16 protein-coding genes are annotated in these 21,183 nt (G+C 43.8%); 11 read left to right on the top strand and 5 right to left on the bottom strand.

The window, feature by feature from the left end; all coding sequences use genetic code 11:
- Positions 1-145 precede the first annotated feature (145 nt).
- Positions 146-511, bottom strand: coding sequence for an ATP-binding protein (locus AS151_RS01635; protein ID WP_071515332.1), 366 nt, complete (start codon positions 509-511; stop codon positions 146-148).
- A 196-nt stretch (positions 512-707) separates the two neighbouring features.
- On the opposite strand from AS151_RS01635, the gene AS151_RS01630 reads away from it, so the two are divergent.
- From AS151_RS01630 to AS151_RS01615, 4 genes are all read left to right on the top strand, one after another.
- Positions 708-1,280, top strand: coding sequence for a Uma2 family endonuclease (locus AS151_RS01630; protein WP_071515331.1), 573 nt, complete (start codon positions 708-710; stop codon positions 1,278-1,280).
- 155 nt (positions 1,281-1,435) lie between these two features.
- The gene (locus AS151_RS01625; RefSeq protein WP_071515330.1) at positions 1,436-2,311 is read left to right on the top strand and encodes an MBL fold metallo-hydrolase; all 876 of its coding nucleotides are present in this window, start codon (positions 1,436-1,438) and stop codon (positions 2,309-2,311) included.
- A gap of 570 nt (positions 2,312-2,881) precedes the next feature.
- Positions 2,882-3,139: a DUF4278 domain-containing protein gene (locus AS151_RS01620; RefSeq protein WP_071515329.1), complete on the top strand. Its 258-nt coding sequence runs from the start codon at positions 2,882-2,884 to the stop codon at positions 3,137-3,139.
- Positions 3,140-3,190: 51 nt separating this feature from the next.
- On the top strand, positions 3,191-3,988 hold the full coding sequence (locus AS151_RS01615; protein ID WP_139240433.1) for a hypothetical protein: 798 nt from the start codon (positions 3,191-3,193) through the stop codon (positions 3,986-3,988).
- Positions 3,989-4,080: 92 nt separating this feature from the next.
- Here AS151_RS01615 and AS151_RS01610 read toward each other — a convergent pair whose 3' ends face one another.
- Together AS151_RS01610 and AS151_RS01605 are read right to left on the bottom strand one after the other, a co-directional pair.
- Positions 4,081-4,491, bottom strand: a complete 411-nt coding sequence (locus AS151_RS01610; protein WP_170861275.1) for a lamin tail domain-containing protein — start codon at positions 4,489-4,491, stop codon at positions 4,081-4,083.
- A 207-nt stretch (positions 4,492-4,698) separates the two neighbouring features.
- The gene (locus tag AS151_RS01605; protein WP_071515326.1) at positions 4,699-5,391 is read right to left on the bottom strand and encodes a hypothetical protein; all 693 of its coding nucleotides are present in this window, start codon (positions 5,389-5,391) and stop codon (positions 4,699-4,701) included.
- Between the two features lie 438 nt (positions 5,392-5,829).
- Here AS151_RS01605 and AS151_RS01595 point away from each other — a divergent pair, with 438 nt between their 5' ends.
- From AS151_RS01595 to AS151_RS20465, 4 genes are all read left to right on the top strand, one after another.
- A complete protein-coding gene (locus tag AS151_RS01595) occupies positions 5,830-12,861 on the top strand; it encodes a LamG-like jellyroll fold domain-containing protein (protein ID WP_071515345.1) in 7,032 nt (2,343 codons plus the stop codon).
- A gap of 292 nt (positions 12,862-13,153) precedes the next feature.
- Positions 13,154-13,774, top strand: coding sequence for a protein kinase (locus tag AS151_RS01590; protein ID WP_071515324.1), 621 nt, complete (start codon positions 13,154-13,156; stop codon positions 13,772-13,774).
- Between the two features lie 61 nt (positions 13,775-13,835).
- Positions 13,836-14,237 (top strand): GUN4 domain-containing protein, encoded by a 402-nt coding sequence (locus tag AS151_RS01585; RefSeq protein WP_071515323.1) that lies wholly within the window; start codon positions 13,836-13,838, stop codon positions 14,235-14,237.
- Positions 14,238-14,497: 260 nt separating this feature from the next.
- Positions 14,498-15,031, top strand: a complete 534-nt coding sequence (locus AS151_RS20465) for a GUN4 domain-containing protein (protein ID WP_211517486.1) — start codon at positions 14,498-14,500, stop codon at positions 15,029-15,031.
- Between the two features lie 197 nt (positions 15,032-15,228).
- Here the strand turns inward: AS151_RS20465 and hpsE (AS151_RS01575) are convergent, their stop codons facing one another.
- Together hpsE (AS151_RS01575) and hpsE (AS151_RS01570) are read right to left on the bottom strand one after the other, a co-directional pair.
- Positions 15,229-16,176, bottom strand: coding sequence for a hormogonium polysaccharide biosynthesis glycosyltransferase HpsE (gene hpsE, locus AS151_RS01575; protein ID WP_071515344.1), 948 nt, complete (start codon positions 16,174-16,176; stop codon positions 15,229-15,231).
- A gap of 18 nt (positions 16,177-16,194) precedes the next feature.
- Positions 16,195-17,178: a hormogonium polysaccharide biosynthesis glycosyltransferase HpsE gene (gene hpsE / locus AS151_RS01570; RefSeq protein WP_211517485.1), complete on the bottom strand. Its 984-nt coding sequence runs from the start codon at positions 17,176-17,178 to the stop codon at positions 16,195-16,197.
- Between the two features lie 751 nt (positions 17,179-17,929).
- Here hpsE (AS151_RS01570) and AS151_RS22400 point away from each other — a divergent pair.
- From AS151_RS22400 to AS151_RS01555, 3 genes are all read left to right on the top strand, one after another.
- A complete protein-coding gene (locus tag AS151_RS22400; protein WP_211517484.1) occupies positions 17,930-18,742 on the top strand; it encodes a GUN4 domain-containing protein in 813 nt (270 codons plus the stop codon).
- Between the two features lie 95 nt (positions 18,743-18,837).
- On the top strand, positions 18,838-19,947 hold the full coding sequence (locus tag AS151_RS01560) for a GUN4 domain-containing protein (RefSeq protein ID WP_071515319.1): 1,110 nt from the start codon (positions 18,838-18,840) through the stop codon (positions 19,945-19,947).
- Positions 19,948-20,090: 143 nt separating this feature from the next.
- A complete protein-coding gene (locus AS151_RS01555; protein ID WP_071515318.1) occupies positions 20,091-21,083 on the top strand; it encodes a GUN4 domain-containing protein in 993 nt (330 codons plus the stop codon).
- The last annotated feature ends 100 nt before the right edge of the window (positions 21,084-21,183 follow it).

Here is a 21,183-nt window from a genome sequence, read left to right as displayed (position 1 = left end):
GTAATTCCTCCTGGTTGGGTTGGATGGTAGGGACAGTTAAGGTTTGCAAACGGTTAAATGGTTCCACCTTTCAGGATGGAGGTACTGTTGTATCAGTTCGTCTCCTGTTTTCCATTCTGTCCACAATCGTACCTTGCCGTCATTGCTAGCAATCGTAAAATTCTTCGCTTGCCAATGATTTCCGCAGTTCTGGAATCACGCCGGCTCGAATAACGGAGGATTTGCCACTGCCAGAAGCACCAGTTACCAAAATCAAGCGGTTGCGATTGATGCTGTTGAGCAACTGTTGAATGAGTTTATCTCGCCCAAAAAAGCGATCGCGATCTTTGGTATTGAAGCGTTTTAACCCTTGATAGGGAGAATGTTTGATGAGTTCTCGCTGGGTAATTTCCCGCGCCGAAATTTGCAGGATTTGGGTTTCGATGGTGGTTTGCACGGGGGCAAAGGTAATGGTGTTACCGCTGCCATCTACCGCAATATTCTCTAGCTGGTTCCGTTGGTCCTGGCTCATGGGAAATGGAAAATTTGACTCGTAGCTAGTATAGCAAGTACACCACTTGTCGGCGACCCTTGGAAAGGTATTGGAACCGTTTTGTTTGGGAGGTAATGGCGAGTTATCCGGTACAATTGAAAATAAGCGATCGCAAAATGTTTGTTGTCCGCAGTGAATGATTCTCCCGTTGCTGTTGTTTTTTCGGAAATAGCTGATGGAGACTTTGACATTACACGTAGATACGGTTCATCTGACAGACGAACAATTCGAGCAACTATGTCAGAACAACCAGGAGTTGCGATTCGAGCGAACTGCCAAGGGAGATTTACTAATTATGCCCCCTGTGGGAGGAGAAAGCAGCCATCGAGAAGCCGATTTAATTGCAGATTTGGTTTTGTGGAATCGGCAAACCCAACTGGGTTATACGTTCAGTTCTTCCACCATCTTTAAACTTCCAAATGGCGCAGCTCGTTCTCCCGATGTGGCTTGGATTGAAAAGCAGCGTTGGGAAGCACTGACCCCCGAACAAAAACAAAAGTTTCCACCCATTGCCCCAGATTTTGTCATGGAATTGCGATCGGTAAGTGACGATTTGGCGATGTTGCGCGAGAAAATGGCAGAATACCTCGATGCTGGGGTCAAGTTGGCATGGCTCATCAATCCCCAACAGCAACAAGTGGAAATTTACTGTTCGGAAACAGGTGTGGAAGTGCGAGATTTGCCGGCGGAACTATCCGGTGAAAATGTTGTACCGGGATTTTGTTTGAGTTTGCCTTTGTATCCGTAGGGGATTGCTATTGGTTATTTTATAGGTTGGAATGACGCGATCGCTTTTTCCGTACAGCGTTTTATTGTAAGTATTTCTACAGAGTTGCCGGCGTTGTCAGGTTTTTCGGAAAAACGTGACAATGAAAATATCCTGTTGAAAGTCAAGTTTGAAATATGGCTACTCTAAAACGACGGCGTTCGGAAAACGTAGAAGGCGATTTTTATGTAGATTCAAGTTGTATCGACTGCGATACTTGTCGGTGGATGGCACCCAGTGTCTTCCATCAAGATGGCGACCAGTCTGCGGTTTACCACCAACCGGAAACAGAGGAAGAACGCCAGGCGGCTGTGGAAGCTCTGCTATCCTGTCCTACAGCATCCATTGGTACGGTGGAACCGCCGTCGGATATTAAAAAAATTCAGCAAGAATTTCCGCTGCCCGTTGCTGACAATGTGTATCATTGTGGATATCATGCCGAATCCTCGTTTGGAGCAGCGAGTTATTTGATTCGGCGGGAAGACGGCAATATTTTGGTGGATTCGCCGCGATTTGCTGCGCCTTTGGTCAAACGTTTGGAAGCTTTGGGAGGGGTTCGGTATTTGTACTTAACCCATCGCGACGATGTGGCAGACCATCAGAAGTTTCACGATCGCTTCGGTTGCGATCGCATTCTCCACGAAGATGATATCACAAACAACACCAGCGATGTGGAGATTCCTCTGTCGGGTTCCGAGCCAGTGCAACTGGCACCGGATTTGTTCATTATACCCGTTCCCGGACACACGCGGGGACATACGGTGTTGCTCTACAACAATAAATTTCTGTTTTCTGGAGACCATCTAGCTTGGTCGCCAAATTTGCAACATCTCTTTGCTTTCCGTCGCCTGTGTTGGTATTGTTGGGAAAAACAGATCGAATCTATGCGGGAACTTGCCAACTACTCTTTTGAATGGGTGTTACCCGGTCACGGTCGCCGCTTTCACAGCGATCGCAAAACCATAGCACAGCAAATGCAGCAATGTGTGGCTTGGATGGAACAAAACTGTTAATCTGTACCATTTTTATAAAATTCTGCAATATATAAAACGAAAAACTGTCTCAGAAACAATATTTGCTGGTTTCGCTCTACTTTACTCATGTTTTTCTAAGTTTTTTAAGGAAGCGCTGCTAGCGCTTTTTTTTTATGCTTAACAAAGCGATCGCGTCTTGTCAAGGCCAGTTTGGCAATCTCCAAAGCGATCGAAACCGATCTGTTCGCTGGTAGAACCTGTTGTCTAAGCTATAAACAATCCTACATGGGATACGAAATTACCACAAGTTATGAGATTTTGCCTTAGGAGAACTTGTATGCTTCTACAAAAAGCAATAGGCCAAAAACTCAATTGTTGGTTTCTCAAGGGAAAACGGACCGTTGTTGCTAGCCAGCAAGGCGGTTGTGGCAATGAGTTTTTCCAAAATATGTAATGGCTTGTGTCTTTGTAGTTGGCATATTTGGCTCACCTATTTCTAGCGATCGCAGGTCTTCTGCGAAAGAAAAGTAGGCAAAATTGAATCATAACAGATTGCCAAAAAACTTGGCAGTCTAGTTTCAAAAATGCACTGTTTTTACGGGGAAATCAATGAACTTAATCTACAGGGGTATCCGCTATCAAGTTGCTTCTCAGGTTGAGGTAGAAAGCAAACCACTTGCTGGAAAATATCGCGGCATTGCCTGGGAAAAACATCCCCATGCGATCGCGATTTTAAATCTCGGTTCTACTGAATTCAAATACCGAGGCATTGCTTACCGTTTGTCGGAAATAACAACAAAAATAAACAGCACCATGCCTGAAAAAGAACCGCAGTTTCAACCAATACTTGGTATCGAAGCCAACTAGATACGCGGCAACATTCGATTGAGTTTCATTCAGTACCATTTGAGGTTTATTATGGTTTTAAACATCAAGACCATCTCCCTCCTAGCGGTGACTAGCGGAACGGGAGTTTTCCTTTGCTTTCCTTCACCAGCTGCAGCTGTAACTAGTTTTTTAGGCAGCAACACTGGCGATTTTGGAATCGTGGATACGGATACAGGAACGTTTACCTCTATTGGCAATACAGAACCTTTTTTTGACATTGCCGTAGACAACCCTACATTGGGTTTTGGTATTACTGGTAATGGAGATTTGTATAGCATTAACTTAGAAGATGCTTCCACAAACTTGATTGGCAATACAGGTCTTTTCCTGAATGTCCTGAATGGGTTAGGATTTGACGACTCTGGTAACTTGTTTGCTACTGGCGGCAGTGGTTTTTACCGCATTGACTTGGAAACAGGAAATGCCATCCTCGTTAGCAATATTGATGGATTTATCTCCTCCGGAGATATCGCTTTTGACGGCACCCAATTTTTTGCTACTTCTGCCAATCCTACAAACAATACTTTGTTTTCGTTTAACTCTGATGGTAGCAACCAAACTCAGATTGGTGCAATTGGTTTTCCCAATGTTTTTGGTTTGACTTATCAGGAGGAGAACTTATTTGGTTTTACCAGCAATGGCGAAATTTTAAGTATCGATACCACGACGGGTACGGGTACCAATATTAATACAATCGCTGGGGTTCGAGGTCAAATTTTTGGAGCTGCTCCCCAAGCAGTTCCTGGACCGGCAACTGTTTTAGGCAGTTTTGTGGCGGGGGTTTTGGGAATAGCCTTTACGCGCAAACGACGGGAATATTTAACGTAACCACCTTTCCACTTCGACTGCGAACTTTTTTTCTATCATTGATTGATACCGGATGTGCACAACATCCGGTGGTTTTCTTTTGGGAAGCAAAATTAAAATTGAGAAGTAAAGAAAAATACGCGGCCGGACTGCGTTTTGTTATAACGCACTGTATCGACCACTTTATCGTTGGGAGCAATTAAAGAAATGGTATCGCCTGCGTTATGCAAAGCCATATCTTGGTTTTGACGTTGAATTTGAACAATTTCATTTGATAAAATTGTACCCAAATCGTCCAAAAAGCAATTTTTGTTGGCAGCATCTCGAAGTTTCCAACCGGATAAATCCACATCTTGTTTACCAAGATTTATCATATCGGCGGATTCAAATTTGCTTTCGTCGCCAGTAGGATTGGGAAATAAGCTAACAATTTTTAATTGGGGAAGTTCTTCATGAGAAGGAGATGGTGCGGTGTCGTCGGTGAAACCGTTACCATCCAGGACTTCCTTTTCCATATTTACCATAGTGATAACTGAAAAGTGGTCGGGTCCTCCAATGGGGTCTTGTTCGCAATAGTCGCTACTTGGTACAAAAATTTGAGAGCTATCCTGCCAATCTTTAGCAGCCGCAGCAACAAAAACAAAGTCTAAAATACTGTTAAAACAAGAATTGCAACCTGTTCCAGTGTTCGGACAAGAAGTAGAAGCATCCTTCAAGCAGTTAGGTTTAAGCTAACGAATTTGGCTGGAAGCTATAAATTCTCGGAAAGCTGCATTGCCTTGGGGAAATTCCGAACTCAGATCGTAGGAACTACAACGCCTACCGGGATTAAAATTTTCATCAATCGCGTAGTCAAAATTATAGTCGCCTACAGCAATGATGGGTAGGGTTTGTTGTTCGATCCACGCGCGTACATTTTTGGCTTGAGCGTTTCGTTTATCCGGATCGCAACGGTTAAAATGGTTGTCTACTACTAAAAAAGTAGGTCCTGCTGGCAACCATTGAAATTTTGCTACTAACGGGTCGCGACTGCCACCCATATTCCTCAGTTCAAACTCATTACCAATTTTCTGTAAATGATTTTGATTGTAAAGAATGGCTAGCTTATCATTGCCGCCGGTGGTACCAATGATAGCTGCAAAATTGGCATCGAAATAATTGGCGGCATTAGCAAATTGGGTGGCAGCTTGTGAGTCGAGTACTTCGGAAAGTCCCCAAAGATCGATTTGTTGGGAAGTGGCAATTTTTTGAACGACGGTTGCTACTTTTTCCGGATTGGTATCCCCACTGGATTCTACGTTGTAAGTTCCCACTCGCAGCATGGTGGGAGTAGCAGCCAATGCTGGGGAAAATGGAGAAGCAATGAAAAATGCAACGATTGCAAAATAAGCGATCGCAAATACGAATAGTTGTTTGGTTTTCATGATTTCCTCAAAATTTCTGAAAAATCGAGAAAAGAAAGGGATATGGAGCTATTTATCCGGCAGAATGGCTTGGCTTTTGCAACTCCGAAAAGTAGCCAGCTACTTCGATAAACCAAACAACCAAGGATTTCTGTCGTATTTGATGGCTGAATTTACGAAGCAAGTTGTAGGCGTTTGTTTGTCGATAAGAAATACCTGAGACCGAAGTAACGTGCAGATGCACTGTGTCTATTATCGCCTGTTGTTAGGCAACGTCAAGAGGCGATAGTGCTGAATTTTGTTAACAAAGCTATCGCGTTTTGTCAAGACCAGTTTAGCCGTTTTCGAGCGATCTAAATCGATCTTTTCGTGAGGAAGAATTCTTGTCTAAGCTAAAAACAATCCTATATGGAAATGCAAATTTTACACAGTTATCAATTTGTCACCAGGAGAAATTTGATGTTTTTACCCAAAGAAAAGTTCCAACACATCAATAGTATTTCCCACGAAGGCAAAATTGTTATTTTTGGCACTGATGCCAATGGTACAATTTCCTATACCATCAAACAAGATGGTTTTGAAGATAGTTACGGTCACACGGAAGTAACTGGTTGGGAGAATTGGCAAGTACTAGATTTTCCGCAGGAAGAACCAGGCGATCGCTCGGTTATTGAGAAAGAACGTCAAGAGCAAACCTATACGGAAAAGGGTCGCCTGGTTTACTTGTTCCGCTCTCTGTACCAGACTCAAGACCAAACTGCTGCTGTTCCTGTACAGTTGGTATCTGGATGGGGATATATTTATGTATTTCGTCAGTCAAAAGACAATACACTACTTGTCGATCGCTTTGTTTTAGATGGCTTAGAAAACAAACTCGTTCGCAAGTTAGAAATTCGCTACCAGCGGAGCCGACAAAAGTACCAACCTTTAGAATCTCCTAATGAGAATCACCGTTTGTCTATCGATTCGTTGAATTTTCGCGATATCGATGGCCGTCCTTTCTACGAACCAACCACAGAGCTAAGTTTGGTTAATAACTTATACAATGGTTGGTTGGCTGTAGTTTTACTTCCCACCAACGAACACGACCAATATCGCTGGCATATCTTTGCCTACAACCGGCAAAACCAAAAAATAGAGCTAACTTCCATCCGTTCTTCTCAAGGAGGATTGTTCGATATCAAAGATTTTACCGTTTTGAAACCCCAGCCAGACAATAGCAACCTTCTCCTCGCGCACAATATACCAGCTATTCTGAAACGTAGCCTAGATATAAAGGGGATGAAGGTTGGCAACGGTCTGGCGGCTACCAAGTATAATTTGCAGGTGGAACGCCAAACCCAAAATGGGGAACTACAGTTGCTCAAAGAAAGTACCAGGGTCATGTTGGTGGTAGCGGCGGAAAATGACCAGGCAGCGGCGGTAAGTTTTGCTGTTGCTGGGGATGGTACCCTGGCACAAATTGACAGATTCCCCAATACAAATACTTTGCGTGCTAACGAAAATCAGGTTTTGCTGCCTTTAAATCTTTTAGATGAAATTCAGGCAGTGGGGGAAAGCATGCCTGCAGCGCAAGGTACCATTACTGGTATGGAAAGAACTCAGGAAAATCGGGTCAAAATTTACTCCCCCCAAGCTAAGAACTTGAAGTCCGGCGATATGGTAGAAATTTTTGATACCAATCGTTACAACGGCTATTACGTAGCCAAAACAATAGATGCGAATACGTTTGAAATCGAAACTAAGTGGTTGGCAAGCGAACTCGGTCATTGGAAAGTGACTCCGCAAGCAGAAAGCGGCTTGTTGTTCGATGGGATGGTAGTAGCTTTTACAAAAACCACAGATGGCAAACTGCGGGTAACAGTTCCCCACCACGGATTGGAAGCTGGTGATGGGGTTCAGATTGCCAACACGCAGGCTTACAACGGAATTTATACCATTACTGATTTGAATGGCGATAGTTTTACGATTGGTGTGAAATGGCAGCCGGGGGAGGCAGTGAATCTGAAATTAGCTTCAAAAAAACGCCGCGGGATTTCCTTTACTAGCGATCGCGATTATATTTCCTTGCCTGCGTTAGACCTTACCATTCCCCAGGCAAATATTTCTTTTGGTACGACGTATTCCGCTTGGGTTTCCTTACGCGATCGCCAAAAACCACAACAGCTGGTTCTCTCTCAAAAAGACCGGATGGTACAATTGTCGGTCGTTGGCGGAAAAGCCGTATTCAAAGCACATTTCCAAGATGGCAGTTCCCGGGAACTCACTGACTCTCAGCCTCTATCTGAAGGGGAATGGGTTCACTTGGCTGGCATTGTCTCCTACGACAAAACAACCAAAACCACCACCTTGCGTTTGTGCAAAAATGGTGTGGAAGTCGCCAAAACAAAAATCCAACAGTTGGTTTCTCCAGTTCAAGAAGCTAAAGAAAACAATCAAAATAGTAGCGATTTTTCTTGGTCTCCTGAATTTTGTATTGGCGGTTCTGGTAAACCAGGGATGTTTTTTGCCGGAAAAATTTCCGATGTGCAAATTTGGAACCATCCACGAACTTCGCAGGAAATTCAAGATAGCATGCACCTGCAATTTACGGGAAGGGAAGTTGGTTTGGTAGGCTACTGGCGTTTGGGAGCTATTGTTGAAGATAAAGAACGCCGGGTGGTGGATTTTTCTACCTACGGTAAAGATGGTACTGTTTACGGAGAAGCCTTTGTTAGTGCGGTTGCATTGTCTCGCGTCTTAAGGGATGGTTCTACTCCAGCGATCGCTTATATTAATGAAGAGCTATTTGCTGTCAGCCAACGAGCCACCTATGTAGAAAGTTTTGAATGCAAAGGCATACAACCCCACAATTTTGAAATTTTTTATTGGGGAAAATCAAACAGAACTTCCCAGGAACGTATCGAATTTACTGGCGGTCCAACTGAATTTCAAGCATTAGAAAATGGCTGGTATCTGGCATCCTGTCGCTTTACCATTCCCGATGGTGTCTCCTTTTTGCGATCGTTTGCTATCTCTAACATAAAAGGCAACTGGCAGCAGCTAGAAATTCGCAAGCACCGCATCCGGGTGGTCTCCGACAGCATTACCCAAGCCAATTATACAGACAGCATTTCCCTAAAGACTTTGGATACCAACCATGCCGACCTAGCAGCAACTGTGAAGCAATTGCGTTCTTGGGAACAGCAGGAAACTTCCTTGCTTCAAGAGAAAAATGCACTGGAAACCGAAAAAGAAATTCTACAAAACAAACAAAAATCGGGACTGCAAGATCTACAAAAACGCCGACGGCAACTGGAACAACAAGTGAAGACTTATCGGGAAAAAATATCTCAGTTGCAACAGGAAGTCAATCGATGCCATCAGCTGTATTTACAAGAAGCTAACAATCCTTTAAATTACTATTGCTACATTGCGAGCAGCGAAAGTGGAAAAGTTTGGGATATTGAAGATCGAGTCGGTCGCAATCGAGCCGATATCCATCTTTGGGAGCAAAATTTGGGTTTGCGAACCCAACAGTGGCAGTTCCAACTATTCAACAATGCCTACTGGATCGTTAACCGTCAATTTCCTGCTTTTGTAGCAGAAGTGGAAGGGGAAAGCGATCGAAACAAAGCAGATATTCATCTGTGGCGTAAAGATTTTTCCCGGCTGAAACAGCAATGGCAACTGGAACTTTCCAACCAAAACTATCTATTGGTCAACCGCCGTTTTAACACGCGCGTGGCATCCGTAGAAAGCAATCCCTATAGTAATAAAGCCGACGTTCATCTTTGGGAAAAAACATCCACTAGAGAACGGCAGCAGTGGCGTTTGGAAAGAACCAACGATGTGGTTAACAACGAAATTGCCAATGCGAAAAAAGCTTTGGAACAGAAACAACAACAGCTCAAACAAGCAAATCGGCATTTACAATACTTAACGCGCCAGCTTGCTTTGTTGGCTTTGGAGAATTCTCAAGAAATAGAAGAAAAGCTGAAATTGCTAAAAGAACGCCTCCAACAAGTTATCGCAGAACTGCAAACCGTTCAAACCACTTTACATCGCCTTAACGATGAATTTCTCCAGTCGGTTTTCAGCATTCAAAATACGCCGCAAACTATGTCAGAAATTGCTGTAGATGCCAACGGGTTAGCAACGCAAGCGGGATGGCTGGGGTTTGTTTCTCCTATCAGTCGCATTCATGCTACGGAAACCAGCGAAGGTAATGTTCAGCTGAGTTATTTCGACTCCCTTGGCAGAATGCGTCAAAGCAACTACGACGCTACTTCTGATAGTCGCAATGCTGCTTTCCAACAGTGGATTCCTGACTCAATGCGCGCGTGTCCCCATTTCGACAAGGAAAATAGCATGATGTTGCTGGAAAATGCGATCGCTCTCGACGAGGAATGGACCATTGAGGCTTGGTTTTTCTATCCATTTCCAGCAACTAACCGATGGAATACTCTTACCCGAGCCAAGCATGAAGCGGACCATCACATTATCGTTACCAAAGAAGGTCAATTGGGAACTTATGTCGGTGATTTGGGTGGTTTTCAGGATAGTGGCTACCATATGGAACAGTTGGATTCTGGCTGGCATCATATAGCGGCTGCGGCACAGGGGAAAGGAGAACAAGCAAAAACGGTATTTTATATAGATGGTAATCAAGTGGGAACTTGCCAGGGAAAAAGTAAGGCTGATGTTTATGCGATTGGTAATTACCAAGAAGGGAAACAGCCATTTGGCAAGTTAGCAGAGGTGCGGATTTGGCAGGTTGCTTTGAGCGCAGAAGAAATTGAAGTTAACAGTCAATGCTTACTGAGTGGTAACGAACCGGGATTGTTGGCTTACTATCCCATGAATGAGGCAACGGGAACCGAAATCCGAGATCGCTCGGGAAATAGCCGCCACGGTCAGCTGCAAAGTACGACTTGGTTTGCTTGTACGGCACTTTTCGGACATCCCGGACATGCGGTGATGCAGTTTGATGGTGAGAACGATTATATTGATTGTGGTGAAGTTGATTTCAGTCGCCAGGAATATAGCATTGAAGCTTGGTTCAAAACCACCGCAAGGACCACCGGCGATATTTTGGCAGCCACGACCAGCGAGCATGGCATTTTATTGGAAGTGGAAGGGGAAGGAACGGTGCGTTACTTGCATCGCTATCCTATCGGTATCAGCGGTGGTAAGGACTTGCGAACGCAAGAAAAATATAATGACGGTTGGTGGCACCATCTCGCAGCGGTAAAAAGTCTTAGCAAAATGCTGCTTTATGTAGATGGAGAACTCAAAAAAGAAACGGAAGCTCCTCCCAGTTTTGGGCAATCTCTGCAGGTAGATATTGGTCGAATCGGGAAAAATATTTCCGAACGTTTGTTTCGTGGTAAAATTTCTGATGTACGTATTTGGAAAACCGCGCGATCGCACCAGGAAATTCAAGCAACGATGCACCAACGCCTCACCGGTGGCGAACCAGACCTGCTGCGGTACTGGCCTTTACAAGAAGTCAACCGGATGCGATCGCCTTATTTGGTAGCCGATTGGGCCAGCGATCGCCCCGCTACCGTGCGCGAAGCCATTACTACTCAGGATAACACACTTCCCATCGCTCGCACTGCGATCGCGAGTGCCGAATACAGCACCGTTAGCATTGACCCCGACACCCAACGCAAGTCTGCCATAATGCGGCGGTTCTTTGCTTTTCCCAGCTTAGACGGTGCTATGGTTCTCTCAGATAAGCTAGTGGAACAACTAGAACTGAAATGGATTGGCAACGCGCAATTTGAACCCACTTTGTTAGGATACATAGAAGGCGCTCCCCCTGTTCCCAGCGAAAATTTAACCGTACAAGACAATTACAACAACGCCACTTCCGTAGAACTCACCATGTCGGAAGATATTGCCTACAGTTGGAATCGCAACCAAGAAGCGGGATTGGGAGCCAGTTTGAGTGCCACCGCTGGCACTGCCTTCCAGGTATCGGGTGGCTTCATTCTCGAACAAGAAGCAGAAGCAGAAGCTGGTATTACCGGACAACTTTCGTCGAGCTATAGTTTTCTCAATCAAAGTGATATTTCGGCAAGTTCTGGCTCAACTGTAGTGAATCGGCTATCATTGCGTGGTTCTTTCGAGTCGGCAGCAAAATTTCCTCATTTGGGTCAACGTTTTGTCCCCAAAAATATCGGCTACGCACTGGTTGTTTCCAGCTTGGCGGATGTTTATATAACTCGATTGCGCCGCAGCAAAAAGATGGTTGCCTATCAGGTACAGCCAAACGAACAGATTCCTCCCCAGGTGAACACGATTACGTTCTTGATGAATCCGGCTTACGTACTCAATGGAAGTTTGGATGGGTTGATAGGGAGTGTTGCCGCCGACGAACGCTTCTACCGAGACGTTCCGCAAATGCGATCGCAGTACGGTTCCCTATATCCTGCCAGTTACTATCGCTTACAACAAGCTTATGAATGGGAGCAACAAATCGAACAACAAGACCGGGAACGAGCGTCCTATTTTGCCAATTTCAATAGCCGTTTGGTGGACGAAATTTCTCTAAATCGGCAAATTGAAGCTGACGGACTGGATCGTAATCCTCTGACAAATACAGAAGGAGACCCAGCAAATATTGATGGAGACACCTTACACAAAAACCGCGAACGGCAAAAACAGGAGAGCCAGCAAAAACGAAACGAAATTTCTACCAAAGTTCAACAGCAGGAAAAACGCATTCATGCCATAGAAACTTTTGCCAACTGGCAGCGCAAACTGGAAAATTTACAAATTCGTGCCGGCAAACGCAATATTGTTAATCATTACGTTTGGGATGCCGATGGTGGGTTACGTTCCGAAAGCCAGCAATTTGCTAGTACGGTCGAACATACCATTGGCGGTGCTGTTAACTTTGAAGGTGCCATTGGCGGCAAAGCCAGTGTAAAAGGAGCTGGTGTGCTGGCAGAACTGGAAGTTTTGGCCACGGTTCGCCTCACCCAAACCTTAACCAAAACCGAACGTCGCAGCCAAGGATTTGCTTTGCATGTGGATTTGGAAAACGTAGAAAGTGCAGGTGTTACGGATACAAGCGATCGCCCTTTGTTACCTGGTGAGAAAGTAGATCGCTACCACCTCAAAAGCTTTTATCTAGAAGGAAACACTCAACACTTCCACGACTTTTTTGCTTATGTGGTCGATCCAGAATGGCTGGCTAGCAATAGCGAAGAAGCACGTGCTTTGCGGCAGACGCAAGCCGGTCGTGCGAACAAAACCTGGCGCATTTTGCATCGGGTAACTTACGTAGAACGTCCGGCACTGATGGGATTTAGTGGATTTGGTGAAAATACACGTCCGTTGTCTACCACCTCCCAGACCCCAGATAGCACACAACTGATAGCCAAAATCGAGCAATTGGAGCAAAGCCATCAAGCCTTGGAACAAAAACTAGATTACCTTCTCCAGCTTCTCCGATCCAATCTGGCTGCAAACAAGCCGAACGCTTCGCCAGCAGGGTAGCATCATTATAACCTAAAGAAAGTTGACAAATAAGTCCGACTGCCCTTACGATCGAAGTTAGAAGAACCTCTTTAGCCTGCTATCCCTGTAATTCTATTTTTAAAAAATTACAGGGATTTCTTTTCGTCTTCTTTATGATTCAAGAGGATATTTACCTAAATTGGGGCATCAACGGTCTTTCTGGTTCCCTGTGCTGGCAACCCCTGAAAAAAAACAAATTCATATTGGTCAAAACGATAAAATCATGCTAATCTGAATAGAAAGTGAGACTTTTTCCACGGGGAGCGTCAGCATGAGCCAGTGTTTGAACCCCGACTGCTTGCACATCAACCCCGATAGCACCCAATTTTGTCAGTACTACGCTCGGAAATTACGCCGGTGCTTGCGATACCGAGCCATACGTATTTTAGGAAAAGGGGGCTTTGGCAGAACCTTTCTAGCTGTTGATGAAGACAAACTTTCCCAACCTCCCTGCGTTATCAAACAATTTTATCCCCAAGACCAAGGAACTGATAGGATTGAAAAAGCAACTCCGCCCTTTAGTTGGCAAGCGGAGCAGTTAGATAAATTAGGCAGGCACCCACAAATTCCCGAATTGCTAGCATATTTCACAGAAGACAGCCAGCAATATTTGGTACAAGAATATATTGAAGGTCGGGATTTGGGAAAAGTTTCAGAAACGGAAGGCAAATTTTCTGCCCAAGAAATTCGTAACGTATTGGCGCAAATTTTACCCATTTTAGACTACCTGCACCAGTATCAAGTTCTCCATCGAGATATCAAACCGGAAAATATCATTCGCTGTACAGATAGCAAACTTATTTTAGTAGATTTTAGTGCTGCCAAGTATTTATCAAATACTCCGAATCTGTCACTGGAACCACCATTGGTTCGGCGGGATATGCTTCCCTAGAACAAGTTGTAGGCAAACCCCAACCCAACAGCGATATCTACAGTTTGGGGGCAACTTGCGTTTGCTTGCTAAAACCCGTACCTCCCCAGGAGGGGAACAAGATTTTTCCCCTATTTCTAAGGAAACACTTCCTTCTGCAGTTGGTTACAACTATACAAAATTAAAAAATTTACTGGCAAACGGGAAATGGAAAGAAGCCGACGCAGAAACAGCTCATGCCATTTTAAAAGTTTCTGGTCGGGAAAAAGAAGGGAATTTGCGTTTGGAAGATGCGGCTGAAATCCCTTTAGAAGATTTGCAAACCATAGACCAGTTATGGCTCCGCTATAGCAACGAACATTTTGGTTTTAGCGTACGAAAAGAAATTTACCAAAATTTGAAAAATACTGTATTTACCGGTGAGGAAAATTGGGAAAAATTGGGTAATGCTGTCGGTTCGCTGGTGCAGAAAAACGCACCGTAACTGCAAGAAGTTTATCAAAATTTAGGGAATTTTTATCCAGGAGCAGCTGACTTTGAGGAGACGTTTGGCGATGCTGTTGGTTGCTGGAAAAATGGCAAATGGAAGCCATACGAACAACTTGATTTTTCTGGAGATGGCAATTCGGCGCGGGGGCATCTCCCCATAGGCTATATCCAAATTATACATCATGCAAAAACGCCACCATGGGAAAAAATCATCTTGGTTCAATGATGCCATTGGCAAAGAAATGGAGAAGGCGAGTGGATTTTCTGGAGCATTTCCCGCTATCTAACCTACAATCTTCACTACCAAAAACATCTGTAAAATCAACGCCATATCCAGCGGTAAGAACCACTTCTCTACCTTATCCTACAACAACCAAAACGATTTCCCATATAAAACAGCGATCGCTAGCTGCCATATCTTCTTTATCCCAAATGTTTCCGGCGGCAAAATCCAATCCCGTACAAATTGAATTGCGTTCTACAATGGCAAAATTTCTCGCTACTAGTCAATGGCAAGCAGTTGACACAGAAACAGCACGTGCTATGCTAAAGATAGGGCATTGGGAACAGGAAGAATGGTTGTATCCAGAAAATATTCAAAAATTTCTCTGTAAAGATTTGCAAACCATTGACCGTTTTAGGTTCGGCGAAACCATTACGCAATTAATGCAAGGAAAACTGCCCAAGCGACAGCCAATTTCTCAAAAATTAGATAGAACCCATGCTGCTAATATCAGAGTTTGGGAAACATTTGGCGAAGCTGTTGGCTGGCGAGAAAACGGCGAGTAGAAAAATTACGAGAATTTCGATTTTCCCGCACCGGAAAATACACCACAGAGGCATTTGACACTTGGCGATATGCAAATTATGCGCTATGCAGGCAGCAAAGAAGATTTGGTTTGGTATTATATATTGTGGGAAGTTAAAGCAACCCTGTTTGGACGCATCCCAATTTGCAGGTGAAATTCAATTCCCCACCCTACCTACTAGGTTAGAAAAGGACCGTACAGCCGACCAATTTTGGCTTCCAATTCACAAAGTTTGCTAAAATCTTTCTGGAAACTTTTTCTATGTTGCAGGTAAAATCGAAACGTTTGTAGACTTTCCCGCAGCAATAAGAGGGGAAGCAATAAACGAACCAGCAGTCTTTGCCAACCATCATACCGCGCCATCCGTACCCGGTGTTGCGAAAGACCGTATCCCCGAGCTAGTTTTCGCAAGTAAGTTTGTTCCAGGCGATGGGGTGCGATATGATGCCAAATTTCCATATGGGGATTGTGCCATAGTTCCCATTGCGTATTTTGTATGGCATATAACAGTGCAGCATCCTCACCGGAAGCCAGGGTTTTGGGATCTCTGCCAGCCACCAGTAATTTATCTGCATTGGGAACGACTTCGTACCAAGCTTGTTTGCGGAATACACAACCTGGTCCGGCGGGAATTTTACGGGATTTGGCATTGCGATGGTAGCAGAAAGCTTCTTTTCCCCGATTGTAGATCGTGAGATAAATTTTTACTTGATTGAAATAGGAGGGTGGTGGGGAATCCAACTTGGCGTGAATATTGCCACCGTAAGCGCCAACTTGGGGATTTTGGCTACCAAAACGATACGCTTGTGCTATCCAAGTTTTTCCAGGAATATTATCATCGTCCAGAAACCCCACCAATTCCCGACTTTGAGCTTCTTGAAATGCTTTTACGCGTGCCAATGCCGTTCCCTGCTGTTTTTCAAAAACATATCTAAGTTGGGAATCAGAACGCCACTGGCGAGCGTAGTTAAAAACCACCGCTGCTGTACTATCTTTGCTGTTGTTATCTACAACTAGAACTTCCCACTTGATGCCTTCCGTTTCTTGCTGTTCCAGCAAAGCATCGAGCACTTCTGGGAGACGTTTTTCACCGTTATACGTGCAAATAGCGACGGTAAAATCCATATCCATTTTGATTGTTTGTTAGGACGGCAAATATCTTTTGTTGTTAGATGTTTGGTGGGTGCGATCGCGATTTTTCAGAAAATAAAAAGGACTGGCTAATCTACCAATGAGAAACTGCATTTCGCTAGCTGCCACTGGATCGGTTTGCACTGCCTTTCTATATTTTAGCAAATGCAGCAAAATTCTCCTGATATCGTTTATAAAATAAGCTAGCAGAAATATTGGTTTTTGCCAAGAAGATAGCGCAATTGTACGTGTGGGATAGCTAGCCAATCCCACACCGTAGCATAAATTCATGAGATAGGCTTTTTCCAAACGTTTTCGCGGAATAATATGGTGTACCAACATGGCAGGATTGTACCAAATTTCCCATCCTCCGGTTTGAATATGTCGCAACGCTTCTACATCTTCGCTTGCCAACATTTGACCGGTAGTTCTTCCCACAAGTCTTGTTTGTAGGGGAACGTTTTCCAACCATGCGCGCTTGCGAACCACCAAACCAGCGCCTGGAGGCAACATTTTCCCTTTTTTATCGTAGGGTTTCATTGTCTTTCCTCGGTCGTTTATAGCCAGAAAGCTAGCAATTCTTGCAAAGTTTTTTGGCGGCTCGACCTCAAAATTTCCAACAATTTTGCTACCATAGGCACCTACCTGAGGGTGAGATTGACCAAACTGACAAGCAGCCGCAACCCAATTTGGATCGGCTAAATTATCATCGTCGAGAAAACCAACGAACTCGCTGTTTGCTTCCTCGACCGCTTTGTATCTGGCAAAGGCAAGTCCCTGTTTGGCTTCAAAACAATATCTTAAAGGAAAAGGATAATTCCAATTTTTTTGTAATTCTCGAACAAGGTCAAAAGTATTGTCATTACTATGATTGTCAACAATCAAAATTTCCCAGGCGATTCCTTCAGTATTTTGTTGAGCTTGAAGGTGTTTCAAAACCAGGGGCAATCGCTGAGCACCGTTGAATGTAGGAATGGCTACGGTTAAATCTAACATAGGATACATCGCGTTGCTATAGTGGCAATCGAGACGGCTAACAACAGACATCAAAAATAGACTAACAGGAGGTAGCTAGCATCTTAGCTAGCTTCCCATCTTGCAGGTTGAGCATAACGACGGCATTTCGATTTTTTATTTTCTTTCCTAGAAATAGCACTTATGAATTATACCTGTCAATGCTTTTTCTACTTCTTCATAGAATCTTGAAAATTTTGAAGTTTCCGCAAACATAAAACTGGTTACAATTTACAGCAAGCGATCGCATGAGTCGGTTCCCCCACTCAGCAGCCAGTCTTACTAGAAACTTAGATTACATAGATAAGATTTATTCTTTGTAGGAACCAGTCATTCTATGCCAACAATATTTTTTCTTTTTCGTGAAAATCGCGATCGCATTTCCCGATTATGCTTTCCTTAACTAGAAATTTGACCAATTTTTCCGGGTACCATCAGCATCAGCCAGTATCTGAACCCCAACTGCTTGTATAAAAAACCCTGAAGATACCAATACCAACATTGCGGCAATCAATTGTGGCTACGACTGCGGTATCAAGCTATACATATTCTGGGGCAGGGCGGTTTCGGTATAACATCTTTATACCATTTTCTTAATAATATGCAAGAGATAATAGAGGTATTTTTGTAGGGGCGCTTCGCGAATTTGTAGTAGGAGCGCTTCGCGAAGCGCCCCTACCAGGTTAATTTAGCAATTCCAGACAATCATTGTTTTTCAGAAATGGTATTAGCTGTGGATAAAGATAAACCCAAAAATCAGACTTACGTTATTAAACAATTGTATCCCCAAGCGCAGGGAACCGATACTATAGAAAAAGCGACTCAGTTGTTTAAGCGGGAAGCGGAACAGTTAGATGTATTGGGAAAACATCTGCAAATTCCGGAGTTGCTGGCATATTTCACCGAAAGTGAACATCAATATTTAGTACAAGAGTGTATTGATGGTCGAGATTTAGAGCAAATTCTGGAAACAGAAGAAAAATTTAGCGAAGCCCAAATTATCGATGTTTTGCAACAAGTTTTGCCGATTTTGGCATATTTGCAACAACATCAAATCATTCATCAGGATATCAAGCCAGAAAACATCATTCGCCGTCGGGATGGCAAACTGATATTGATAAATTTTGGCGCTGCCAAGCATTTATCCACAGCTGCGAAATCTGCAATAGGAACTCACATTGGTTCGGCAGGATATAGGAAAAGCCAAACCCAACAGCGATATTTACAGTTTGGGGGGGCGACATGCGTCGAACCAGAAGATTTATATGAAGCGATCGAGCGCTTGTGGGTTAAATCGAGTCATAGCAAATTTGGCTTCAGCATTCAAAAGGAAATTTATAAAAGTTTGGGTGGTACTAGGGACTACGTTCGGGAAATTTGGGAAAAGTTTGGCAATGCTGTAGGCTGGCGAAAAGAAGGTCAATGGAAAAGCTACAGCAAACTCCAATGGGATGCAGGGGAAAATGCTACGAAAGGGCATCTGCCGCCTTTTGGTGTATTATGGTTTGGTAACAGTTTTGTTCTTCTTTCGCGCGCAGACTTATGATTGATAAAATCTACAGTAGCATTTATGCGGTTTCTTTATCTTTGCTCTCAATTGTGTTATCTTAATTATATTTTGGCGAGGTACCTGTCTATCTCATGGAAACCTGTCGAATCTGCCAGCAAGAATGCTCTGAAGACCAGTTGTTTTGTAGCAACTGTGGCTATCCATTAAACACGTTTCCGCCCATTTTGGGGGAAATTCCCCCATCATATCAAGATATTCTCTCGCAAAGGGAACGTTGGGAAAAGGATATTTGGCAGAAATACCAACAGTTGCAACAGCAACATACGGAACTTTCTCGTGATTATCAGCAATTGCAGCAGCAATTCGACAAGCAGCAGCAAGAAGCCAACAACAACACACAGCTACAGCAGCAAATTGCCCAACTAAAGCAAGAAAATGCTACCCTTCAAGAGCGATTAGAATCTTACAATCAGTTTCAACAGTCACAGCAACAGTTGATTGAGCAATTGCGGGAAGTTTTGCAAGAAAGTCAGCGTCGTCAATCTCAAGAAAATTCCCAGTCATATAAGCAGCTACAGCAACAAATTGGTCAACTGCAACAAGAAATCGCAAATTTGCAGCAAGAAGTGACAAGGCTGACCCCAAAATCAGAATCCCCCAATCAATTCCAGCAGCAAATTCTAGAGACTCCCCTAGAAAGTTCGATTGGCTGCGATTACACGAAATTGAGAGAATTGCTGGCTGCCGGTAAGTGGATAGAAGCCGACGAAGAAACGGCTAAAGTTATGTTGAAAGTGGTTGGTAAGGAACAACTAGGGAAATTATCTAAAAAAGATATAGATAATTTCCCTTGTAAAGACTTGCAAACCATCGACCGTTTGTGGGTCAAATCAAGTAACGGCAAATTTGGTCTGAGCGTTCAAAAGCGAATTTATCAGAATTTAGGTGGTACGAAGAGACTAGATCCGGAAATTTGGGAGAAATTTGGCGATATTGTAGGCTGGCGAACAAAAGAAGGATACTGGAAAGATTATTCTCAGGTCATTAAGAAAGTTGCAGGGTATCTTCCCGAGGGAATACCGGGATACGTACCCGATAACGTACCTGAGGGGTGTTTTCCCTGGTTGGGATGGGTGCATAGAGGCTATCGGAAGGGTATGGGATTGGGAATTTATGGAGCTTGGTGGTTTTGCCAGCGTACGCTAAAACTGCTGTGTATTCTTTCGCGTGAAGATTTATAAACTGCTAACATGGAACGGGACAGCTTGGTGTTTTATTTTTTGGACCGCAGATGCTATAGGAGATGATTTCCTAGGGAGATAACGTTTCCCGGAACTGAGTTGTGCTATTTTAAAGGAGTTCTAGCCAAGTAGCCGTTTGTCTCATGGGAACTTGTCGAATTTGCCAGCAAGAATACAGCCAACACCAGCAGTTTTGTAGCAACTGTGGCTATCCGCTAACCACGCTTTCACCTACATTAGGCGAACTTCCCCAACCATGGCAAGAAATTGTTGCTCAAAGAGAGGCTTGGGAACAGCAAATCTGGCAAAGATACCAACAGTTGCAACAACAATGCCAACAACAGCAGCCAATTGCAGAACGCCAGCAGGAAAATGCTCGAATTCAGAGGCAACTAGAATCCCAAAAGCAATTGCAGCAATCGCAGCAAAAATTGCTCGAACAATTGCTCGAACTCATACAGGAAAATTCTCTTCGCCAATCATCAACTAATTCTCAAGCATACCAACAGGTACAGCAACAGGTTGCACAATTGCAACAAGCGATCGCAAATTTGCAACAAGAGGTGACCAAGCTAACCCAAACATCAAAATTTTCAAGTCCATCCCAGTCGCAAATTCAGGAGGTTCCCCTAAATAGTTCCATAGGATACGATTATACGCGATTGCGAGATTTGCTGGCTGCCGGCAAGTGGAAACAAGCGGATAAAGAAACGAGAAAAGCTTTGATAAAAGTTGCTGGCAAAAAAAATCAAAGTAGTTTGACTGCTAAGGAGGTAGATGGTTTATCCTGTGAAGATTTGCTAACGATAGACAGTTTGTGGGTCAAATACAGTAATGGTAAATTTGGCTTTAGCATTCAAAAAAACATTTATCTAAATTTGGGTGGTACTAGAGACTTAAATGTAGGGTTAGCTCTCGAAACTTGGCAGCAATTTGCCAATGCTGTTGGCTGGTATATGGGAAAAGAGTGGTTGGGAAAGGGGTCGGTATCGCCAAACCCAGATGGGATGGATGTAGAACTTAAAGATATCCCGGCAGGACATTTTCCACAGGATGCACTGACTTATCGGTATATGTTGAGGAATCTTTTTGTCCGAATAGAGTTTTGTGAGTTTTCATCTAAATCTGATTTGTAAAAACCACATTTACATGGCTTCTATCGCTTTTCCATATTCTAGCCATCTACAGGAGAATTGTCAGATGGTGCGATCGCTTTTTGTCTCGCAGTTTGGTGCC

The sequence above is a fragment of the Geitlerinema sp. PCC 9228 genome, assembly GCF_001870905.1.
In the GTDB taxonomy this organism is placed as follows: domain Bacteria; phylum Cyanobacteriota; class Cyanobacteriia; order Cyanobacteriales; family PCC-9228; genus PCC-9228.
Note: the sequence above shows the minus strand (reverse complement) of the source record. Positions and strands in the feature narration are given on the sequence as shown.

What these genes read in the sequence shown, in the direction of transcription:
- AS151_RS01625 (WP_071515330.1), top strand. Translation starts at nt 1,436, where the DNA reads ATGGCTACTCTAAAACGACGGCGTTCGGAAAACGTAGAAGGCGATTTT.
- AS151_RS01615 (WP_139240433.1), top strand. Translation starts at nt 3,191, where the DNA reads ATGGTTTTAAACATCAAGACCATCTCCCTCCTAGCGGTGACTAGCGGA.
- hpsE (WP_071515344.1), bottom strand. Translation starts at nt 16,176, where the DNA reads ATGGATTTTACCGTCGCTATTTGCACGTATAACGGTGAAAAACGTCTC.
- AS151_RS01605 (WP_071515326.1), bottom strand. Translation starts at nt 5,391, where the DNA reads ATGAAAACCAAACAACTATTCGTATTTGCGATCGCTTATTTTGCAATC.
- AS151_RS01620 (WP_071515329.1), top strand. Translation starts at nt 2,882, where the DNA reads ATGAACTTAATCTACAGGGGTATCCGCTATCAAGTTGCTTCTCAGGTT.
- AS151_RS01610 (WP_170861275.1), bottom strand. Translation starts at nt 4,491, where the DNA reads ATGGTAAATATGGAAAAGGAAGTCCTGGATGGTAACGGTTTCACCGAC.
- hpsE (WP_211517485.1), bottom strand. Translation starts at nt 17,178, where the DNA reads ATGTTAGATTTAACCGTAGCCATTCCTACATTCAACGGTGCTCAGCGA.
- AS151_RS01555 (WP_071515318.1), top strand. Translation starts at nt 20,091, where the DNA reads ATGGGAACTTGTCGAATTTGCCAGCAAGAATACAGCCAACACCAGCAG.
- AS151_RS01595 (WP_071515345.1), top strand. Translation starts at nt 5,830, where the DNA reads ATGTTTTTACCCAAAGAAAAGTTCCAACACATCAATAGTATTTCCCAC.
- AS151_RS01590 (WP_071515324.1), top strand. Translation starts at nt 13,154, where the DNA reads ATGAGCCAGTGTTTGAACCCCGACTGCTTGCACATCAACCCCGATAGC.
- AS151_RS01635 (WP_071515332.1), bottom strand. Translation starts at nt 511, where the DNA reads ATGAGCCAGGACCAACGGAACCAGCTAGAGAATATTGCGGTAGATGGC.
- AS151_RS01560 (WP_071515319.1), top strand. Translation starts at nt 18,838, where the DNA reads ATGGAAACCTGTCGAATCTGCCAGCAAGAATGCTCTGAAGACCAGTTG.
- AS151_RS01630 (WP_071515331.1), top strand. Translation starts at nt 708, where the DNA reads ATGGAGACTTTGACATTACACGTAGATACGGTTCATCTGACAGACGAA.